The organism is Parabacteroides sp. AT13, assembly GCF_002272965.1.
Classification (GTDB): domain Bacteria; phylum Bacteroidota; class Bacteroidia; order Bacteroidales; family Tannerellaceae; genus Parabacteroides; species Parabacteroides distasonis.
Genome location: NZ_NQMH01000001.1, coordinates 2155001 through 2177847, shown reverse-complemented (window position 1 = coordinate 2177847; position 22847 = coordinate 2155001). Strand labels below are relative to the sequence as shown.

Genomic DNA, 22847 nt, shown 5'->3' with positions numbered 1-22847 from the left:
GTATTTTCGCACCATCATTATTTAAGCGACTGAATGAACAATGGAAAATCATCTTAAGAAGATGCCCTCCCCTCTACTTTCACTAGTGCCTATCCTCGTGCTGGTAGCTCTTTTGTTTGTAACCATACGCACTTTTGGCAGCGACGCGTTGAGCGGCGGAAGCCAAGTCGTATTACTTACCACCACGGCGGTCGCCTCCCTTTTGGCCATGATCTTCTGCAAAGTCAAATGGCGTGATATAGAAGAGGCGATATGTAAAAACATATTGGGAGTGGCCACAGCTATAATTATCCTATTGTTGATTGGCGCTCTATCCGGTAGCTGGATGATCAGCGGTATCGTCCCGACCTTGATTTATTACGGGATGCAAATCATCCATCCGAGTTTCTTTCTGGCCTCTTGTTGCGTGATCTGCGCTGTCGTATCCGTTATGACCGGTAGCTCGTGGACTACCATCGCCACGATCGGTATCGCCTTGATGGGTATCGGTGAGGCACAGGGCTTCGCTACGGGGTGGGTAGCCGGGGCGATCATCTCGGGCGCTTATTTCGGGGATAAGATCTCACCGCTTTCGGACACGACGGTATTAGCCTCTTCCGTAACGCATACCCCTTTGTTCTCCCATATCCGGTATATGATGCTTACGACAATACCGTCTATGGTGATCACGTTGATTATCTTTACCATAGCGGGTTTTACGCATACCTCGAACGCATCCGGGCAAATAGCCGAGTTCGCCGCCTCGTTGAACGAAAGTTTTAATATCTCGCTCTGGCTACTGATCGTACCGGTGGTAACGGGTATATTAATCGCCAAGAAAGTACCGTCTTTGATCACCTTGTTTATCTCGACAGCGATGGCGGGGGTGCTCGCGATCTTTTTCCAGCCTCATTTATTGCAAGAGGTAGCGGGAGCGTCGGTAGCGGATGCCTCCTCCCTGTTTAAGGGATTATTCATGACATTCTACGGGAGTACCCAAATCGATACGGGCAACGAGGCCTTGAACAGCTTGGTCGCCACCCGGGGTATGGCGGGTATGATGAATACGATCTGGCTGATCATCTGCGCCATGTGCTTCGGTGGTTCCATGACGGCCAGCGGTATGCTAGAAAGCCTTACGTCCGTATTCCTGCGCTTTATGAAACGGAGGGTCGGCATGGTGGCGTCTACCGTATTCTCCGGTTTATTCTTGAATATCGTTACGGCCGATCAATACATATCTATTATCCTTACCGGAAATATGTTCAAGGATATCTACAAGAAAAAAGGATATGAGAGTCGCCTGTTAAGCCGTACGACGGAAGATTCCGTAACCGTAACGTCCGTGCTGGTACCGTGGAACACCTGTGGCATGACGCAAGCCACGATATTAGGCGTAGCGACTCTGACGTATCTTCCTTATTGCTTCTTTAACCTGATCAGTCCGTTGATGAGTATTACGATGGCCGCCATTGGCTTCAAAATAAAGCAACACCATGAAGAAGATCAGAGTATCATTGTTAACTAAAGTCGTTATCGCTATCGCCGCCGGCGTATTGTTCGGCCAGTTTTTACCGGGAGGAATCGCACGTATCTTTGTAACCTTCAATTCATTGTTCGGCAACTTCCTATCGTTCTCCATCCCTCTAATCATATTGGGGCTGGTGACTCCCGCTATCGGAGATCTGGGTAAAGGAGCCGGAAAGCTATTGTTGATAACCGCCTTGATCGCCTACGGTTCAACAGTCTTCTCGGGTTTCTTCACGTTCCTGAGCGGATTGGCTATATTCCCGCACATACTACCGACCAACACGGAATTGACGGCGATGGAGAATCCGGAAGATTTCATGCTGACACCTTACTTCACGGTAAATATGCCGCCTTTAATGGATGTCATGACAGCCTTGCTGCTATCCTTTACGATTGGCCTAGGGCTTTCTAATATAGCGGGAACCACCCTGCGTGACTCTTTCACGGATTTCAAGGAAATTATCATTAAGCTGATCGAGGTGGTTATCATCCCGTTATTACCGCTCCATATTTTCGGTATCTTCCTGAACATGACCGTGAGTGGACAAGTCATGAGTATTATCACGATGTTCCTTAAGGTTATCATAGTCATCTTTGTCTTACATGTATTATTGTTATTGATCCAATTCACGATAGCCGGAGCCATAGCCGGGAAGAATCCGCTCCGCCTCTTGAAGAATATGTTACCGGCCTACGCTACGGCTCTGGGGACCCAATCCTCCGCCGCCACGATTCCCGTGACACTGGCGCAGGCTGTCAAGAATGGCGTACGGGAGAATATAGCGATCTTTACCGTACCGCTTTGCGCAACGATCCATCTGGCAGGTAGCACCATGAAAATCGTAGCTTGCGCTATGGCTATCATGATCATGGCGGGAGAACCGGTTACCTTCTCCAACTTCAGCGGATTTATCATGATGCTGGGAATTACGATGGTAGCGGCTCCGGGGGTTCCGGGAGGGGCTATTATGGCCGCTTTGGGTATCTTGCAAAGTATGCTGGGATTCAATGAGACACTGCAAGCGTTGATGATCGCCCTTTATATTGCCATGGATAGTTTTGGCACCGCTTGCAACGTGACGGGAGATGGCGCTATCGCTGTCGTGGTGGATAAAATAGCCGGGAAAAACACCCCATAGTTACCTAGAGTAACAGGAAGCCATAAGTGCCTCTAAGGTATCGACCTCTTTTTCCCGCATCATCGTAAGGGCGATATGAGCACAGGCGTAAGCGTCGGCCATGGCGTTATGATGTCGGGTAAGGTCGTAACCGCAGTGGGCGGCTACTGTCTGCAACTGATGATTTACCAGAAATGGGTACATCTTCCGGGAGAGACGGCAAGTGCAATAGAAGGGATATTTCGGATAGGCTAAGTCATACACCTCGTGGGCGGCTTTCAGGCATCCCTCATCAAACGGACTGTTATGGGCAACAAGGGGGAGATCCTTTAGTTTCGGGGCGATGCTTTCCCAAGCCTCCTCGAAACATAACGCGTCATTCGTATCCTCAGCAGTCAATCCATGTATGGCCGTAGTCCAACGGGTATAGAAATTAGGGGTAGGACGTACCAAGGTATAAATGCTATCTACTACCCAGTCATCCTCCAATATGGCGATACCTATACTGCAAATACTGCTCCGCTTTCCATTAGCGGTCTCAAAGTCAATGGCTGCGAATCGTTCCATAGATAGATTACTAGTTTTTAATCCGTTTACTATTTATTTGTAGAGACGGGGCGTGCCCCGTCTCTACAAATAACCTCTCATTATTTATGGCTCCAGTCCCTTGGTGCGGGGACAGGGGCTAGCGGTTTGCGTTCTTTTAATTGTTTCATGACTTCCTCGATAGCACGGTCTAACTGTTGATCCTCACCGTTCCATTCCTTGATGGGGTCGTTATCGATCAAGATATCCGGATCCACACCATGGTTCTCGATAATCCAGTTACCCGTCTTCGGATCATAGCTCGTGAAGAAAGGCACACGGATATCCGTACCGTCCATATAAGGAAGCGGGCCGCTAATACCGATGATACCTCCCCAAGTACGGGTTCCAATCAATTTACCTAAGCCAAGCGCACGGAAGCCCCACGGGAACAAATCGCCATCGGAAGCGGAATACTTATTGATCAAGCAAACTTTCGGGCCGACCTGTACGGCATCCGGCACGGTCCCGATCAAAGAAGAACCCCGGCGCATCGTCAAACGATACGGCTCACGAGACAGACGTTCCAGAATCATCGGGGAGACATTTCCACCGCCATTCGCACGATCATCGATAATCAAACCCTCCTTATCCAATTGCGGATAGAAATAGCGGGAGAACTCATTCAAGCCTTCCGGCCCCATATCCGGGATATAGATATAACCGACCTTACCGTTCGTCGCCTTATCCACCTTCTTGATATTATCTTGGATCCAATTATAATGATACAAAGAATACTCTTCCGCCAACGGACTGACTACGATCTTACGAGCGCCCGCCAACTGAGGCTTGCTATTCAAAGACAACTCGGTCGGAACGTTCGCCTTTCCGATCAACAACTTATACATATCGTTCACGCTATTCGTAGGTACTCCGTCTATAGCGACGATATACTCTCCGGCCTTCGCCTCAACACCCGGTTCTGTCAATGGAGAACGTAATTCCTTACTCCAAGAAGCCCCCGGCAGGATCTTTTCCAAGCGGAAGAAACCACTCTTATCCCGAGAAACCTCAGCACCTAGCAGCCCCATCGATACCCGTTTAGGACTTTCCACCTCACCGGGGTTCACATAAGCATGCCCTACTCCCAGCTCGCCGATCATCTCGCCAATAATATAATTCAAGTCCAAACGTGTTTTCACGTAAGGAAGAAGGGCGGCGTATTTCTCCTTGATCGCCTTCCAATCCTTGCCATGCATATTCTCCAGATAGAAACCATCCCGGAAAGCACGCCAAGCCTCATCGAAGATTTGCGCCCATTCCTTCGTATAGTCTACCGTGATCTTCATATTCGCCAGATTAACCGGCTTACTTAAATCCGCTTTACCCTTCGGTATATCGGTTACGAATAGTTGATCGTCCTTAAAGAAAACAGCTTTCTTGCCAGCCGGATCAACCATCATAGCGGCATCGCTAACGGTTTCCTCTTTCTGTTTCTTCAAGTCAAACATCTTCATGCCGCCTTTCGTGAAATAATACACGTTCGTTCCATCGGAATAAAGATCGTAGTAATTCGATCCCGGCAAGGGGAGCTTAACGATTCGATCCGTGATACCCTCTATATCAATCTTTACGACCGGAGTAGAAGCCTCATTCTTTGTCTCGTCCTTTTTAGAGGCATCCGCTTTCGCCGGGGTAGATTCAATGGCTACCTCCGCATCCGTTTCCATAAACGGGGAAGCGGTATCCTTAGACAATAACGCCAGATATACGCCACCCATATTATTATACACATGATTCCATTCCGTTTGGCTATACGTAGGATTGAAATCACGGGCGGAAGTGAATACCAGATATTTGCCATCCGTACTGAATACCGGAGAATAAGACTCGTACCATTTATCGGTCACGGGATATTCTTTCTTACCCGCGATATCGTAGACATAGACGATCGAGAAATTATTATCGGACACACGGGAATAAGTCAACCAATTATTATCCGGAGAGAAACTTACGTTGCGGGCTTCACCTAACAGACTTTGTGAGATAGTTGTTAGCTGTTTGTTAGATACGTCCAAAAGATTGATACGATTTTTACGATCCGTATAGACAATCTTCTTGGAATCCGGACTCCACTGGAAAGTACGGATATACGTATCGTTATTCTTGGTCAACTGGGTAGGCTCGCCCCCCTCGAAATCTTGGAGATACAGCTCGGTCTCGCCGGTAGCGTCGGAGATATAGGCTATATGTTTTCCGTCCGGTGACCATTGAGCGTCACGTTCGTGCGCTCCCGGAGTACGGGTGATATTTTTCGTAACCCCTTTATCTACCGGGATATTGAATACCTCGCCACGAGCTGTCACCACCATACGCTCACCTTTTGGGGAGAGGCTGGCACTCGTGATATATTTGGAGCCATCCTTGATCTCGCTACGTGCGTAGACATTATCGGAGGCGAGGGTTACGTTCACTTTCTCCGGTTTCTTCGACACCGCATCCATCTTATAGATATAGCCTCCATTCTCGAAAACGATCGTATTGCCGAAGCTGCTAGGGAATTTCACGTCGTACTCAGTGAAGTTCGTCACCTTACTTGTTTGTTTAGTCTTCGTATTGTAAACGAACAAGTTCATCGTGTAATCCCGATCCGAAAGGAAATAGATCTCATCACCAATCCACATCGGAAAGATATCTTGCGCCTCATTGTTCGTGATATTCTCTACACTTTTCTTCTCCGGATTATAAACCCAGATATCATCGGCCATACCGCCCTTATAGTATTTCCATGTACGGAACTCACGCATTACCCGGTTGTAAGCCAATTGTTTTCCGTCGGGCGAATAGCTACAAAAGCCGCCCTCGGGCAAGGGAACCACCTCGGAAAGGCCACCTTCTTTATTTACCGTATATAACTTGCCGGAGAACCCATCGCTGATGCGGTTGCGGTAAACAATACCATTACCGTCCGGTGTCCAAGTCATCACGATATTATTCGGGCCCATGCGATCGCCCAGATCATCACGGCTATTCGTAGCCGTGTAAGTGATACGCAATGGCTCACCGCCGGAAGAGGGCATCGTGTACACTTCCGTGTTACCGTCGTACTGTCCCGTAAAAGCGATCGTCTTACCATCCGGGGAGAAACGGGGAAACATCTCATACCCCACATACGATGTCAATCGCTGTGCCTCACCACCTGTAGCCGGGACCTTATATAAATCGCCAGCGTACGAGAATACAATCTCTGAACCATTTGTAGCCGGAAAGCGCATTAATCTCGCCTCATCCGCCGCCATCAACAACGTAGGGATAGCGACAGCCGCCAATGCTGTTAAAATCATTCTTTTCCTCATAACCAATCTTTTCTTTTAATCATATCTGTTCTATCCGTTTTTAGTTGGCCCAATAGCGGGTAGGACCTCAAATGTACATAAAAAGATCCAAAATCCAAGTCAAGTCCCTTATATATCCGATCCTAGAAAAAGTTTTAGAATCTCTAATTTATTACTACCTTTGCGCCGGAAATCAAACAATGATACAAATAAGATGAACAAGAAGCTTCTGAACAACTCAAAAAGATGGTATACCCGGGCTTTCTCGGGCAATACGATCGTGCATGTTCATTGGTTCAGCGGTTTTGTCTAAATCCATCCATACTCTTCTTGAGAGGACTTCTTTTTATAGTTCTCTTCTTACACCTACATCTAGGTCTTAATTGCACTCAAGTTTAACTTCTGCGGAAAAGAGGGAGTATTCGTATGCTTCGTTTCCGGGGAAAAGATGTCTTGCGCATCTCAAAATACAATATGCTTATGTTTATCATTCTAGGTCTATTAGGTCTGGGGATAAGCGTCGGTTATTTATGCCGACACGTCCCCGCTTTCAAGGGATTGGAACATTCCATCTCTTATACGATTTTCGCGATGTTGTTCATATTTGGTATTACCATAGGAGCCAACCAATCTTTGCTGAATAATATTGGTGAGTTTGGAATACAAGCTGCCATACTAGCTATTTGCGGAGTATTGGGAAGTCTGGTAGCATCTTTTATCGCTTATAAATTATTTATCAAGAAAGGAGGTCTCAATGAAAAATAACCTAATCGTTATCTTATGTTTCACAGCGGGAATCTTTTGCGGAACCTTCGCCAACACGACTATCTCCACGTATTGCGAAAAACTACCGCAATTCTTGCTATACGCTCTCGTTATCCAAGTAGGATTGAACCTGGGAGCAAACGCCGAATTAGGAAAGATGGTAAAGGATATCCGGTTTTCCAGTTTGCTACTGCCGTTCTTTACGATCATCGGCACGTTAGTATTCTCTGCGGCGGCGAGTTTGTTATTGACCTCGTGGAATATATATGATTGTATGGCTGTAGGAAGCGGATTCGCTTATTATTCCTTATCCTCCTTGCTTATCGTACAACTGAAAGAGGCGTCGGCAGGGATAGAAATCGCTTCGCAACTCGGGGCTATCGCATTATTGGCTAATATCATCCGGGAAATGTTAGCTTTATTCGGGGCACCGTTGTATGCCTCTTTCTTTGGTAAATTCGCTCCGGTATCCGTGGCGGGAATCAATTCTATGGATGTCTGTCTTCCCGTTATCAGCCGGTATTCCGGAAAGAATATCGTACCTGTGGCTATTATTCACGGGATTATCCTCGAGATCAGCGTGCCGTTGCTTATCTCGCTCTTTTGCAAGTAGAAGCAGGATTTATCCTCAACACCCGCTATAAACACAAAAGAGGATGCGTACATTATATCGACGCATCCTCTTGTTCCTTTATCCGTACTTCCTCCTCACGGAGGTACTTACGGACCTCTTAATTTATTACTTTAGTATTAATATTAATCCAACTCCCGCCTGTTCATCCGTCACGGATTACTTGGATCGATACCCGCACGGGAATTGTATGATTATCTTATTTTGTTAAATTCTTATTTAACGATAGCCTTAACAGCTTCCTCACCATCAACAGCCACTGCTACGATACCGGCAGGAACAGAGATTGTAGCGTTATCGGAAGTAAGAACGGTCTCAGCGATTACCTTACCCAAGATATTCGTGATAACTACAGACTTACCAGCTGCGCCTTGAACGGTTACGGTACCGTTACCTGCGATTACGGATACACCTTCAGTAGCGATCTCATCGTTAGAAGTAACGAATTCATCATCTTCTGTCATGCGTTGTACATTGAATACCAAGGCACCGTCACCGCTAGTCTTAGCATTATCGAACTTAGCGTTCTCATCTGTGATTACCAAGCAACCATTATGCATCTTCAACCAAGCAACATTCTCTTTCGGAGCAATTGCTTCATCTTTATTGCCATAAACAGTTGTATACTGATCATCATAAACCGGTTGTCCATTAACTTCCGCTGAACCATAAACATTAGACTCAAACAAGAAAGAGTTATCTGCACCTTCTTCTGTTACATTTCCAGCCTTGTCAGGATTTACATAACGGAAAGACCAAGTTACGTTCTTATGTTTATCACCTGTCAAGTTCACAATGAAATGTTCAATTTTTGCTTTTTTATAGTTAGCGATGATTTCAGCCGTATCCAAATCAGCCGGAGCCATCTTCTCGAAACCATTTGTCAATACATACAAGCTGTCACCCATGTGAATAGCCTCAACGAAACCAACGCGAGTATAGCTGCTATTAACACTTGAGTTAGTACTTAATTTATACGGATTAGCAACCTTTCTTTCATCATAGACCTTCGCTGAATCAGAGAAGTTTACCAAATATTTACCATAGTGGTAGCCAGCGTGAGCAGGAGTAGCGTGTGAGCAGTGAGCAGCATCAACCTTATTACCAGCATTATCATAGTGATTATGCGCATAAGTACAAGGTACACCCGGAGTTCCCGGTACATCTACGTGAGCCGCAGAGATCAAATATTGAGGTTTGATATTACCTGCGCCACGATTTACCCAAGCCGTATCGATATGGAAGAACAATTTACCATTAGCTTTATCCTTATTCCAGATACCAGCGTAGTTAACCACCTTGTCTTGCAAGTTCTTGTTCCACTCATCCATCAAGTACTCACCACGTACGCTCTCTACGAATGCCAAGCTATCGCAAGCGTCTGTAGCGCTCTCACCCAATGCTACGTTGTTGAAACGACGGTATAATGGAGAGTCATCTGTTACCACAGCGAAAGCGGATGTACGAAGTTCACGATTATTGCCTTGATTGAACTTATCATCTGTAGAACCTTGTAATAAGTCCAGAGTATTATCATCAACAGAAACTTTTACACCATTCGTATATTCATCAGATGAATAAGTAATTATAGATTCTGCCGCACCAACAGAAGCACGAGCCTTTACTTCTGAATTATCTTTTACGATGAAGAATTCTTTATTATCTTTATCATAAACTTTTACTATTTCAGCTTCAACTAACGCATAATAGTGCTTACCGTCCACACAGTTGTTTTCTTTTAAGAAGAACGGAGTTTTAGTATCCTTCTTCATCATATACTTTTTAGCAACATCATCGTAAGACAAATAGCTCTCGCCATTCTTAACATAGTAAACATTTCTTACCAAGCTATCGCCAACACCATAGTTATCATTCTTAACCACGATCTCCAAACGGAAGTTAGTCTTATCACCGTTCTCGTTTACACGAACGATAGAATCCTTACCAGCCGGAGTATACAAATATTTATCTAATGCCAAACCATGTAAATAATTGAATACATATGTCTGAACCTTAGCGGAATCCTCTGTCAAGTATCTGTAACCAACCTTTAAGTTATTAGCGTCTTTAACAGGGATAAAACTCAAAGTATCAGCAACACCGTTATTATAGAAGAATACATCTTTGCTATCTTTTACAGCATACAGCTGAACAGTTTTCTTATTCAGACCTACAGCATTATCAGACAAATCGTTGAACTCACGGTTCTGGATCGTAATAGAAGCAGTAGAAGCCGTACCATTCTTTGTAATAACCCACTGAGCTGCCGGAATATGGTTGAAATCTTGGCGATCTGCTTGTTTTGCCCAACCAAAATTACCAGCCAAGTTAGCCAATGCATAAGCGTTGTTTTGTTCCGGTTTATTACCGCCAGTAGATTTATATTGAATCATATAAACACCGTCTGCCAAAGTTGTTTGAGTCAAACCCGTGAAGTTTGTACCAAGTTTGATAACTGTTTTCTGAACATCCTTAACAGCAACAAGAGCACCAGCAGTAGTACCATCTGTTTCATCTGTATTAACAGTCAATACATTCGTACCGGCCAAACGAGCCATGTAAATGTATTTATCAATAGCTGCTGTTTGAGTTCCCTTAGCAGAAGCTGTGTTATCAGAAAGTACCCAATTAGAGTTGTTGTTCTCCTCTTTCACCCATTTAGCGAAATCCTCATCAGATACACCGCCGTTTTTAGTAATCTTATAAACAGCCTTCTGAACTTGAGCATACAGCTCATCTCTCTGAGCGTTATAAGTGAACTTAAATTTATAAGAACCCTCATTACGGCCATCAGCGTTTAGTTCATCACAAGCAAACTTCAAGAACTTGCTAGTCTCTGTTCCGTCATAATAAGCGGTATCAACTACAACATATGCTTTCTTGTCACCAATCTTTTGGTCTTTAGCTTGCAATGTTACCCAATAGCCTCCATTTTGAGTATCAAATTCCTGATCCCCTGCATGTAAAGCTGTAGCAGTTAAAACATTCTTATTATTCCCTGAAGTCTCCGGATTCATCGTTAAGCCAAAGAACATTTTAGCGATAGCTGCATTATTGCCCTTTACTGAATGTAATAAAGTATTCAATGCGTCACTATCCAAAGAAATACTTGCAGGAATATTTGCTTGGTCAGAAGACAAAGCTATAGCAGCAGTAGAGATTGCACTTTTCTTTGCTTTCTCCAAATAAAGTTTGCTACCTGACTGAGCTATATAAACAACATTCTCACCATCAATATAAGAAACCAAGATATCCTTTCCACCCACTGTCTCAACAACCCACTCAGAAGCACTTCCTCCTAAAGCCAATGGAGCAGCACTAGCGATCTTTTGAGACTTGTTATTGTCATCCACAGCGATAGCTGTAGCAGGATCTACAGACAATGTTAAACCGGTAGCCTTATTTACGAAAGAATAAAGAGTTCTTCCTAAAGAAGTCTTCACGTTAGAGACAGTCCATGTTGCTGGATTCAACTCTTTTAAATCAGAAAGAGTTGTAGGATCAAAGCTCAATGCACCATAATTATTCTCTGTATTTACAGATAAGTAATTTGATGATGCACCCAACAAAGTAGCCTCGCCCTTCTTAGCGTTTATGCTAGCTCCCGCAGAGAATGCAGTCGCCAACATAGCACTAGCTAAAAGCGTAGTAATCTTTTTGTTCATAAATCAAAAATTTAATATTAATAATAGTGTTAATTAAAGTCCATCCCACCGTTTAGCACCCTTGTTTTTCTCGAAAACGACTAGTCTAAACGATCGTTTAGATCTTGCGTTTTTTTAGACGCTTGAGAGGGAGGTTCGTTGAAGGAATCGCTTGTTTGGTAAATGATAACCTATCCTATTGATAAGAAAGAGGATAAGTGAAAAAAAAATAGCTCGGAAGGGTTGCAAGTATCGAAGAAACGCGTACCTTTGCAAATGACTAAAAGAATCGATCGTTTAGACTAGCCGTTTCTATCTATTATATAATGTACGCATGTACATTATATATGGTATCCATCCATAACCGCATAATAAATACAAAATACAAACATTCACATGTAATCATTGCAAATACTACAAACGTATAATCCAAGGCTTGTCAAGCCATAAGCTTACGAGTTGAGAAGTGATTAGTTATTCACTTGGAGAACTTTATGCTAGCGGCTTAGTCTATTATTTAATGTTATCTTTATACGTGAAAAGAATAAGTCAACCATACCAAATTTGATCTCTTAAAAAGTACAATAAGCCTAATATTTAAAGATTGTTATTTATATTTCTGATAATCAGCGTATAATAAGAATTGATCAAAATGGGAGCCGATTACTATCCATAGTATTTTGCACTACTATTAATACTAATCGTACTTTCTATAAATAGTAAAGCTGACTACCATGAATCTGCTTTTTAAGAAATATACAATAAACAGGATGTGCGATACGAAAATAAACCTTACCTTTGGAGCAGTAATCACCTAAAACCATTTAACTATGGCACAATACGTAGACATCATGACTGATGCTGGATTTAAGGCTGTCTTCCAAGACAAGCAAGTTACCATCAAGTTCCTTAACGCCGCCCTAGCCGGCGAACGACAGATCAAGGACATCACCTACCTCGACAAGGAGACCAAGCCCGAGATTGTCGAGAACCGTACCATCATATTCGACCTGCTCTGCGAGGACGTGTCCGGGGCCAAGTTCATCCTAGAGATGCAGAATTGTCCCCAGTACTATTTCTTTAACAGAGGTTTTTATTATCTTTGTCGCATGGTGGCCCGGCAAGGACAAATCGGCAAGCAATGGCAATATCGGTTGCTACCCATCTACGGAGTCTATTTCTTGAATTTCAAGTTGCCGGAGTTCACAGACTTCCGTACAGATGTTGTCCTCGCTAACGAGAGGACGGGAAAGGTGTTCAATGAGATCAAGATGAAGCAGATCTACATATCGTTCCCGTTATTCAGTTTAAGCAAGGAGGAGTGCAAGAGCTCCTTCGAACGTTGGATTTATACATTGAAGAATATGAACCTATTTGAACAATCTCCCTTCAAGGAGGAACAGGAGACCTTCCTTCGCTTGCTGGATGTGGCGAACGTCAACTCACTCAGCGAAAAAGAACGTGCGATCTACGAGGAAAACCTAAAGAATTATCGGGATTGGTATGCGACCATCGATTACGCACAAACGGAAGGGATTGAAAAAGGAATGCAGAAAGGGATCGAGAAAGGCCGTCAAGAGGAAAAACTCCAGATAGCCCAAAAGATGAAGGAGCAAGGACTTGACTCCGAACTTATCGCCCAATGCTCCGGACTTTCTGTTGAAGACATTGAGCGACTATAACCCGAATCAACCGATTCGATTCAATTCGATCCGGGCCGCTTCCTTCCACTATCCGGAGGAAACGGCCCGGATTACTTTCGTACATTCACGATACCTAGAAAGCGTAATTAAAATCCAACGGAATAAAGAAACTGACGATTGTTCCGCTCCCCATCCCCTTCTCCTTGCTTTGGACCGAATAGGTGATCTTCTCTTTATTTCTCCTATTCAACAATAGGATCGTACGGTAAAGGACTTTCGTTCCCATCCCCGTACCGTTCGTATGTCCCGCATTCGTAAACGGACGATACCCGGGTCCATTATCCTCTATACGGATATGGATGCCTTTCCCGTCGCGCTCCACGAAAACGGATAATCGCTTCTCGCCCTCAATCGCACACAAGCCATGTTTCACGGCATTCTCTACGGGAATCTGGATCAGCATGGCCGGGAGATAGATCGCGTCCGTGTCAAGGGAAGGATCGATATTCCATGCCAAATGGAAGTCCGGCCCCAGCGCTTGCGTTTGCAGGTTCAGATACGTACGCACGAACCTCAGCTCCTCCCGCAGCGTAATACTGAGCTTTTCCGAGATCTCCAAGCTACTCCGCAACAACTCCACCAGCCCGGAAAGTTGCGTGCGGCGGAGGCTTCCCTCCTCTTCCGTGCTGATTTCCCGGTTCAAAACGTTGAATATAAAATGAGGGGATACACGGTTGCGGATACTCTCCATCTTCAGCTTCGTCACCTGATCGATATGGCTTAACCACTGGGCATGCCGTTTACGTTTCATAAAGTAATAAGCCATGCCGCTGACGATCGACAAGATCGCAAAAAGCAAGATCCAAACCCAACGGCTCATTTCCAAGTATTCCATCCGGCCGGCCTGTTGTTTAATAATAGCCTCCCGCTTGAGCAAAGTCGTATCTTGCCTATAACGCATATCGATCTCGGCGACACGCATCTGGGTTCGTTCGCTACGAATATTGTTCTCAATGACGCTATTCTTCGTTTGATACTCATAAGCACGCCTAAAATCGCCCGTGGTAGCGAAGTAATTCTGCAAGTTCTTATTACGGATCACTACCATCTTGGGATCTATGCCTACCGTATCCGTGTAACTCCTCAACAATTGATAAGCCAGCCCGGAGTTCCCCTCTTTTAAGGCTAGCGAAGCCTTCAGGGTTGTCAAATGGTACAAGGCTGTCTTATTATTATAGGTATGGAAGTACCTAAACCCTTTTTCCAGATAAAAACGAGCGGAATCCAACTGATCCATACATAGATAGATCTCCCCTAAATTGATCTCGCATACGTTGGTATAGAAATCCATATGAGTAGGACGTACCACCTCACGGGCTTTCAAGAACCAAGGAAGCGCCTCCGCGTATTCTTCCTTGTAATAATAGTAATTTCCCCGGCTATTGCAAAAGGTGAATTTCTCGCTCAAGTTACGAGAATCCAGTTCTTTCTCCGCCAAACGGTAAAAGTGATCGGATAAGTCAAAGTCCCTCAATTCCATATACGTCTCGCCCAAACCAAAATAAATAGGAAAGGACATCCGATCCATAATACCCAATGAATCACTCACGAAAAGAGCTTGGCGAAAGTAGCGGGCTCGCTGATCGTAAGCTCCTTTCCGGGCATATATATCCGCTATATTGATATAAATATCCGGGATTTTATGCTCCATCTCACTCTGCCGGATCTCTTGATACGCCTCGGAATAGCAAAGGAGGGCCGAATCCGTTTTATCCAAAAATGAATAATAATTGCCAACCGTATTTTTCAGCGTCCCTAAGAGTCCATGTATCTTGGGAGACATCGGTACACGGTCGCAATAATCTATAATTGACCGATGTAAAACAAACCCGGAATCATATACACTATTAGCAAAATAAATCTGGCTTTTAGCCGCAAGCAATTTATAATATTTATCGCTATCTTTAGTTAGACTTAAAGCTTCATCCAATGCGGAATGAGCATATCGAGGATTCCGGTAAATCGAATCCATAGCCATATGTTCCAAAGAATCAATCCGCAGGTTATCAGAAAAAGCAAATGTTTTTTCCGGTAGCTTTCCACAAGAAAACAGAAACACAAAATGAAATAGCAATAATAAAATGGACATAAAAGTCATACACACTCTATATTTCGTCATCATCTTGGCGGTTTTAAAGTTCATATGCAAAAATATTTAAAAATTTAATCTACGCAATTATTTCTCCTAATAAATATCGAAAATCGATTACATTTGTAAATCTAAAATAGAGTACACATGAAAAACTTGATGATTCCTGCGCTGGCGTTATTTTTATCGGCGGCGGCGCAAGCAGACGACAGTCCGTTATGGATGCGTTACTGTGCGATCTCCCCGGACGGGCAGACGATCGCGTTTTCTTACCAAGGGGATATCTACACGGTCCCTTCTTCCGGAGGGAAAGCCCGGCAGTTGACAACACATCCGGCTCATGACACCCGTCCGGTCTGGTCGCCCGACGGACAAAAAATAGCCTTTGCCTCCAACCGTAGCGGTAACTTCGATGTATTCCTCATGAATAAGGAGGGAGGGGAACCCAAGCGGCTCACCACCCACTCCACAAACGAATATCCCACGACCTTTAAGGATAACGGACACATCTTATATCTGGCCAACATATTGCAAGATGCCAAGGATATCCAATTCCCCGGCACCCGCTTTATGCAAGTCTATGAGATAAGCACGGACGGAGGAAGGCCGGATTTATATTCTTCGTTATACATGGAGAATATAGCCCTCAGCAAGGATGGCAGTAAGCTATTATACAATGACTATAAAGGTTACGAGGACCCTTGGCGCAAGCATCATCAATCTTCTATCACCCGTGATATCTGGTTATGTACGCTTGGAAAAGATCGTTCTTTCCAGAAAGTAACCACTTTTGGCGGTGAGGATCGTAATCCTGTATGGGCCGCGGATGGGGCGTCTTTCTATTACCTAAGCGAGGAGAAAGGAAGCTTTAACATCTTCAAGAAGGATTTGGCAGGCAACAGCGAGAAACAAATCACGACGCATACCACCCACCCTGTGCGTTTCCTTACCTCCGATAATTCCGGGACTCTATGCTATAGTTACGACGGCGAGATCTATACCGTTAAGGAAGGCCAGAAACCTGCCAAGGTGAATATCCAGATCGTCGCGGATAAGATCGAGAACGACGTGATCCATCGTCTTCTGACCGATGGAGCTACGGATATCGCCGTCTCCCCGAATGGAAAAGAGGTAGCGTTTATCACTCGTGGCGATGTTTACGTAACTTCTATTGAATACGAGACTACTCGTCAAATCACGAACACGCCGCAACAAGAGCGCAATATAGATTTCAGCCCCGACGGACGTTCATTGGTATATTCCGCCGAACGGGGAGGAACATGGGGGATCTACGAAAGTAAACTTACACGTGACGAAGATAAGCAATTCACTTACGCCCCGGAATTGAAAGAGGAGCCTCTTGTCGTCTCCGGACAAACCTCGTTCCAACCCTTATACTCTCCGGATGGTAACGAGGTGGCTTTCCTTGAGAACCGCACCACCTTACGTGTTATCAACCGAAAGACCAAGCAGGTCCGCACCGTATTGGACGGGAAATACCTCTATTCGTATAGCGATGGAGACCAGCATTTCCAATGGTCGCCAGACAGCAAGTGGTTCTTGGTAGATTACATCTCCGTCGGAGGATGGAACAATACGGATATCGCCCTCGTGAAAGCGGACGGTAGCGGCGAGGTAACGAACCTGACGGAAAGCGGTTATTCGGATGGCGACGCGAAATGGGTATTAGACGGTAAGGCCATAATCTGGTCCTCCGACCGTGCCGGTTTCCGCAGCCACGGTAGCTGGGGTGCTGAGCGGGATGTGTACATCATGTTCTTCGACGGTGAGGCTTACGATAAATTCCGCCTCAGTAAAGAAGAACAGGCCTTGGTAGAAGCGGATGAAAACAAAGATAAGGACGAAGATAAGACATCCGATAAAGATTCCGATAAGAAAAAAGAGGATAAGGATAAGCCTGTAGCCCCCTTGAAGTTTGAATTGGAGAACCGCAAGGACCGGATTATTCGCCTGACCGCCAATTCATCCTCATTGGGAGACGCCGTACTCGCCCCGAAAGGAGATAAACTATATTATTGCGCCGCTTTCGAGAAAGGCTTTGATTTATGGGAACACGACTTGAAGGAAAAGTCCACTAAATTACTGCTCAAGAATGTCGGTCGAGGCACTCTATTCGCCGATAAGAAAGTAGAGAACCTCTATCTTACCGCCGGCGGTAAACTGAAAAAGATCGAGTTGAAGGATAGCAAGGAAAAACCGATCGCTTTCAAGGCCGAGTTCGCTTATCGTCCGGCAGAGGAGCGTGCTTATATCTTCCACCACGCTTGGCGTCAAGTCTTGGATAAGTTCTATGATCCGACACTCCGGGGCATGGATTGGAAAGGATATAAGACCGCTTACGCCCGTTTCCTTCCGCATATCAACAATAATTTTGATTTCCAAGAGATGCTTTCCGAGCTATTGGGCGAGCTGAACGGCTCCCATACGGGCGCCCGTTACAATCCGGGACTAACCGGGCCGGAAACCGCCAGCCTAGGCGCTTTCTTCGATAACGCATACACGGGCGACGGATTGAAGATCGAGGAAATCATCGCCAAGGGCCCGCTGACATTGGCCGGCAGCCAGATAAAGAAAGGCTGTATCATCGAGAAGATAGACGGGACACCGATAAAGAAAGACGCCGATTATTATCCACTGCTAAGCGGTAAAGTCGGTAAGAAAGTAATGCTTTCTGTCTATGATCCTACCAGTAAACAGCGTTTCGAGGAACAGGTGAAAGCGATCGGTAACGGAGAGCAATCGAACCTCCTTTATAAAAGATGGATCGAGAATTGCCAAGAAACCGTAGATAAATTATCGAACGGGCAAATCGGGTACGTACATGTGAGAGGTATGAACAGCGAGAGTTTCCGTGAGGTCTATTCCGCTTTATTAGGCCGGTGCCGGAATAAGAAAGCCGTGATCGTGGATACCCGCCATAACGGAGGTGGCTGGTTGCATGATGATCTGGCTACCTTATTGAGCGGCAAGGAGTATCAGCGCTTCGAGCCTCGCGGACAATACATCGGTAGCGATCCTTACAATAAGTGGACCAAACCGTCCTGTGTCTTGATGTGCGAGGATAATTATTCGAACGCTCATGGTTTCCCTTGGGTTTATAAGACCTTAGGTATCGGCAAGCTGATCGGCGCCCCGGTTCCGGGAACCATGACAGCCGTATGGTGGGAAACGCAAATCGATCCGACCTTGGTGTTCGGTATCCCGCAAGTAGGCGTGAAAGATATGCAAGGCAATTATCTGGAAAACCAACAATTGCAACCGGATGTCGAGGTGTACAATACTCCCGAGGCGCAGCTCTCCGGCGAGGACACGCAATTAAAAAGAGCGGTAGAAGTGATGCTGCAAACTGTAAAATAGCTTTTCTAGGCCTCGGAAATGACTTTTCAACCTTGTAAAATGCCTTCCGAGGCCTCAGAAATGACTTTTCAACCTTGTAAAATGCCTTCCGAGGCCTCAGAAACGACTTTTCAACCTTGTAAAATGCCTTCCGAGACCTCGGAAACGACTTTTCAACCTTGCAAAATGCCTTCCGAGGCCTCGGAAATGACTTTTCAACCTTGCAAGGTGGTTTCCGAGATCTCGGAAGCCTCTTTCACTCACATCGAACAGAAGAAAGAAACGAAAAACGGAACCGTGAAGTCCACCAAGATCCCGTGAAAGATAGAGACAAAGACCAAATCCTTTCCGCAATAACGGGTGATGATCGGCAATGTCGTATCCATCGTAGTAGCTCCTCCCGCGCAGATCGGAGATAGCCTTCCGAAATATCTAACGAACAACGGAGCGCCCAGCAAGGCGAATATCTCACGGATAATATTAGCGATCAAGGCGATCGTTCCTAACTCCGCCGCCAATTGAGCCCCCAGCGTCGGTTCTTTTAGCTCTGTTATCAAGATGGAGGATAGTGAATAATAGGCGAAACCGCTTCCGACCGCCAAACAATCGAACACGCTCCATTTGGTAAGAGCAAGGCTGATCAGGGCGGAGAAGCTCAACGTCCCGATAATAGTAGCCAGAGGCACCAATAAGAGTTTCGGCCGTATGCTCGACAAAATCTCTTTCAGTTTCTTATCGCTTCCGATGCTAATCCCTACTTGAAACATCAAGAGGTAAAGTACATAAACCGTTATATCATTCTCGATAACGACCCCGGGCAGATAACCGCTCCATCCCAGCAAGCACCCCAAGGCAAAGAAGCCCACGACGATCAAACTCCCTTTCATCCCCGGCTCCTTTCCTTAAAAAAGAAATGATAAACTCCCCACGCCGCCAAGACGCTACCCAACGTACCGGCCGAAGCGATCAACAAGGCTTGCCCGCCCAACGTCGTAAGATTATTCACGATAGACTCATTGGCCCCTACCGAAATTCCCAGCAGGAACAAAAGAAGAAGAATTGTATAAGAAATAGGCTTACCGATCTTTTGCAGCAATTCTACTTTACGAAAGAAATACCCGACGGCAATGCCGCAGAACATGATTCCGATTACTGTAAACATCCCTTTGTAGTTTTTGCCGCGAAGTTAACAGAAACTCACAGTACCACAAAGCGGTTACTTCTTCGTTTTCTTGAATTTCACGGGAATCTGCATACCTCCGGCGTCGGCCATTCCCTCTAACTTATTTCCTTTCTGGGTCATAGTTAAGTCTACAGGCGTTCCATCCACATAAAAAGAACTGGTATAGGTATCTCCTTTCACCTTGATATCGTTTATCTCCAAGGTACTACCTTGTATATTCACTTTAGCGGTCAACTTGCCGTTCTCTTGCTTTATCTGAAAACTTCCATCTTGATATCCATACGGAGCGTCGGGGGCAGAGAAGGACCAATCGCCTACGAGCTTACTAAAATCAGCGGCTTTATCCTGTGCCGAGATCGTGATACAAAACAAAAGGCATAAAAGGGTGGTAAAGGCTTTCTTCATATTCGTTCCCATAATCTTATGTATTAAATGAGTAATAGATTTAAATAACGTTCCAAATGTAGTGATTAATTTTCGATCTTCCGAGATATGTTCTAATATACGAGCATCAAATTCTTTCCCCAAAGGGGGTAATGCCTCGGCCTCATGAGATACGAACCAAGCCTTATAGGGTAATAAGTCGGGAGGTACCACCGCTGAGGAGAAAAACTGGCGTAATTCCCGCTCTTCCTCCACGGATGTGGCGCATTCCCAATATTTATCCAGCAACTTATTTATTCGTTGATAGTCCATACACGATCCATAAACAGATTACCTTACCGCATACCGATCCATCCTTTCCTTATTTCCGGAATACGTTTCCCTCAATGCCAGATTACGCGCTACCATCATGCAATAGGAAGGTAAGTTCTCAATGACAATCCAGCTATCCCGGTCTTCCCAAACCTTAAGCAGGGCTTCCTGAACGATCTGCTCAGACTGCTCCACGTCTCCGGTAATCCGGAAAACAACCCGGAAAAGGTTATTCTTCAGCGGCAATATCTTTGTCGTAAATTCGTTTGTTCCCATACTTTTTTATCTATAAGACGAGCCAAGCCCGAAAAAGGTTGCAGATTTTAAAAGGAAATTTCCAATATTCCCCCAAAGCCATTATCTTTGTGACAGATGATTGATAATTCGCTTATTACAAACTAAATCAATAATAACAGTGAAAAGAACGATCTTATTTTTTCAGGCCGCTCTTGCCTGCCTGCTGGTAGGATGCAAGCAAGCGCCGGAGTTGCTGCGACTACAAGATGAGGTGAGGTATGTAGACCCATTCATCGGAACCGGGTTCCATGGACACACATTCCCCGGAGCTACCCGTCCGTACGCAATGGTACAACTAAGCCCGGATACCCATATCTTGGGATGGGACGCAAGTAGTGGCTACCATTATGACGACGACCATATCTATGGATTCAGCCACACGCATCTTTCTGGTACGGGTATCGGCGATCTGGGTGACGTAGCTTTATTGCCTTTCTCCGGTGGAGATTCCATCAAACCGGTAGCTACCTTCAAGAAAGACACTGAGAAAGCGACACCGGGGTATTATGCCGTACGCTTGGATAACTTTGGCATCAACGTGGAATTGACTTCTACGGATCGTGTAGGTTTCCATAAATATACATACGACAATCCCAAAGAACGTCGTGTCCTGCTTGACTTAGGGCATATCCTTCAACCGAACTGGGGACATAAGCTGATCGGTAACCAATATTTACTTGTAAACGACTCCACGGTGGAAGGAACCGTGAAGACACAAGGTTGGGCACATTTCCACTCCATGTCCTATCGGATTACTTTCTCGGAACCGATCGAGACCGTATACCAATACATCGGAGGGAAATTACGTAAAGACTCCTTGTTCTTACGCCTAAATACGGCAGAAGATTTGAAGTTCCATTACAAATTCGCTGAAAAGGCACAACCGCTTTATGTAAAAGTAGCCTTATCCGTAGTCGATCCGGAAGGCGCCGAGAAGAATCTCGAGGCAGAATTGCCCGGATGGGACTTCGATAAGACCCGTGAGGAATCAACGCATATTTGGAACGAGGCGTTAAACTTGATCCAGATCGAGGCAGATCCGAAAGTCATGGTCAATTTCTATACGGCGCTCTACCATACCATGATCGCCCCCTTCGCTTATCAAGACGTGGACGGGCGTTATCTGGGCATGGACAAGAAAGTGCATACCGCCGAACCGGGTTACGTAAATTATTCCGTATTCTCCTTGTGGGATACGTTCCGTGCGCTTCATCCGTTAATGACAATCATTAATCCGGACTTAGCGACTGATTGGGGTAAGGTACTCGTGCAAGGTTATAAAGAAGGTGGAATATTACCCAAATGGCCTTTAGCCTCTAGTTATACAGGTTGTATGGTAGGATATCCGGCCGTCTCGGTCCTCGCCGATCTTGTAGCGAAAGATTTAGCGGAAGGTGATATGAGCACGTGGGCGGAAGCCGGCGCACGTTCTTCCGTTTACCGTGAGGATCTTGCCGAGAAGTTCAAAGGAACCCGTGAGTTGGATCTGATCACGATGCACCCTTACTATAAGGAGAAATATGGTTTCGTCCCCGCCGACTCTGTTCCCGAATCCGTATCGTGGGGATTGGAGATGGCATACGAGGATTGGTGTATCTCCCAAATCGCCAAGAAGGCAGGCAACATGGAGTTGGCGAATGAGTATGCCAAGAAAGCCGAATACTACAAACGCTATTTAGATCCCGAGACGAAGATGATGCGTCCGGTAATGGGCGACGGTTCTTTCCGTACTCCATTCAACCCTCGCTATTCTTCGCATATGAAAAGCGACTATACCGAAGGGAATGCCTTCCAATGGAGTTTCTTCGCACCACATGATATGGATAACTTCATCGCCGCTATCGGTGGCAAGAAAGAGCTGGAAACACGTTTAGACACCTTATTCACCACCTCTTCCCAGATTGACGGGGCGGAAGCCTCCGGAGATATTACCGGCTTGATCGGCCAATACGCTCATGGAAACGAGCCGAGCCACCATATGGCCTATCTTTATAA

General features: G+C 45.4%; 15 protein-coding genes (1 of these 15 cut by a window edge). 7 read left to right on the top strand and 8 right to left on the bottom strand.

The window, feature by feature from the left end:
* Nucleotides 1–40: 40 nt before the first annotated feature.
* Together nhaC and CI959_RS09010 are read left to right on the top strand one after the other, a co-directional pair.
* A complete protein-coding gene (nhaC, locus tag CI959_RS09015; RefSeq protein WP_005860937.1) occupies nucleotides 41–1507 on the top strand; it encodes a Na+/H+ antiporter NhaC in 1467 nt (488 codons plus the stop codon).
* Nucleotides 1476–2648 (top strand): dicarboxylate/amino acid:cation symporter, encoded by a 1173-nt coding sequence (locus CI959_RS09010; protein ID WP_057316898.1) that lies wholly within the window; start codon nucleotides 1476–1478, stop codon nucleotides 2646–2648. The genes nhaC and CI959_RS09010 overlap by 32 nt, the downstream gene beginning before the upstream one ends.
* On the opposite strand, the gene CI959_RS09005 is transcribed toward CI959_RS09010, so the two are convergent.
* Entirely contained in the window at nucleotides 2649–3194 is a 546-nt protein-coding gene (locus CI959_RS09005) for a 3'-5' exonuclease (protein ID WP_005866535.1), read from the bottom strand. It abuts the gene before it with no gap.
* Between the two features lie 80 nt (nucleotides 3195–3274).
* A complete protein-coding gene (locus tag CI959_RS09000; protein ID WP_057316900.1) occupies nucleotides 3275–6508 on the bottom strand; it encodes a S41 family peptidase in 3234 nt (1077 codons plus the stop codon).
* A 459-nt stretch (nucleotides 6509–6967) separates the two neighbouring features.
* Here CI959_RS09000 and CI959_RS08995 point away from each other — a divergent pair, with 459 nt between their 5' ends.
* A complete protein-coding gene (locus CI959_RS08995; protein WP_172718840.1) occupies nucleotides 6968–7252 on the top strand; it encodes a LysO family transporter in 285 nt (94 codons plus the stop codon).
* A complete protein-coding gene (locus CI959_RS08990) occupies nucleotides 7242–7865 on the top strand; it encodes a lysine exporter LysO family protein (RefSeq protein ID WP_005860926.1) in 624 nt (207 codons plus the stop codon). Before CI959_RS08995 ends, CI959_RS08990 begins: the two co-directional genes overlap by 11 nt.
* A gap of 233 nt (nucleotides 7866–8098) precedes the next feature.
* On the opposite strand, the gene CI959_RS08985 is transcribed toward CI959_RS08990, so the two are convergent.
* On the bottom strand, nucleotides 8099–11548 hold the full coding sequence (locus CI959_RS08985; protein ID WP_011966956.1) for a DUF6383 domain-containing protein: 3450 nt from the start codon (nucleotides 11546–11548) through the stop codon (nucleotides 8099–8101).
* Between the two features lie 809 nt (nucleotides 11549–12357).
* On the opposite strand from CI959_RS08985, the gene CI959_RS08980 reads away from it, so the two are divergent.
* The gene (locus CI959_RS08980; RefSeq protein WP_057316902.1) at nucleotides 12358–13209 is read left to right on the top strand and encodes an Rpn family recombination-promoting nuclease/putative transposase; all 852 of its coding nucleotides are present in this window, start codon (nucleotides 12358–12360) and stop codon (nucleotides 13207–13209) included.
* A gap of 94 nt (nucleotides 13210–13303) precedes the next feature.
* On the opposite strand, the gene CI959_RS08975 is transcribed toward CI959_RS08980, so the two are convergent.
* The gene (locus CI959_RS08975) at nucleotides 13304–15373 is read right to left on the bottom strand and encodes a histidine kinase (RefSeq protein WP_008780607.1); all 2070 of its coding nucleotides are present in this window, start codon (nucleotides 15371–15373) and stop codon (nucleotides 13304–13306) included.
* 93 nt (nucleotides 15374–15466) lie between these two features.
* Here CI959_RS08975 and CI959_RS08970 point away from each other — a divergent pair, with 93 nt between their 5' ends.
* Nucleotides 15467–18697, top strand: a complete 3231-nt coding sequence (locus CI959_RS08970) for a S41 family peptidase (RefSeq protein WP_057316904.1) — start codon at nucleotides 15467–15469, stop codon at nucleotides 18695–18697.
* A 239-nt stretch (nucleotides 18698–18936) separates the two neighbouring features.
* Here CI959_RS08970 and CI959_RS08960 read toward each other — a convergent pair whose 3' ends face one another.
* From CI959_RS08960 to CI959_RS08945, 4 genes are read right to left on the bottom strand one after another with little or no spacing between them, the layout of a single operon-like run.
* Nucleotides 18937–19563: a lysine exporter LysO family protein gene (locus tag CI959_RS08960; protein ID WP_009018438.1), complete on the bottom strand. Its 627-nt coding sequence runs from the start codon at nucleotides 19561–19563 to the stop codon at nucleotides 18937–18939.
* Nucleotides 19560–19838 (bottom strand): LysO family transporter, encoded by a 279-nt coding sequence (locus CI959_RS08955; RefSeq protein ID WP_005860915.1) that lies wholly within the window; start codon nucleotides 19836–19838, stop codon nucleotides 19560–19562. Before CI959_RS08955 ends, CI959_RS08960 begins: the two co-directional genes overlap by 4 nt.
* Nucleotides 19839–19892: 54 nt before the next feature.
* Nucleotides 19893–20555: a hypothetical protein gene (locus tag CI959_RS08950; protein WP_009018439.1), complete on the bottom strand. Its 663-nt coding sequence runs from the start codon at nucleotides 20553–20555 to the stop codon at nucleotides 19893–19895.
* Nucleotides 20556–20573: 18 nt separating this feature from the next.
* Nucleotides 20574–20831, bottom strand: coding sequence for an RNA polymerase sigma factor (locus tag CI959_RS08945; protein WP_009018440.1), 258 nt, complete (start codon nucleotides 20829–20831; stop codon nucleotides 20574–20576).
* A gap of 139 nt (nucleotides 20832–20970) precedes the next feature.
* On the opposite strand from CI959_RS08945, the gene CI959_RS08940 reads away from it, so the two are divergent.
* Nucleotides 20971–22847, top strand: the 5' portion of a protein-coding gene (locus CI959_RS08940) for a GH92 family glycosyl hydrolase (protein ID WP_057316906.1). It continues 382 nt past the right edge of the window; only the first 1877 of its 2259 coding nucleotides appear in the window; the start codon lies at nucleotides 20971–20973; its stop codon lies beyond the right edge, outside the window.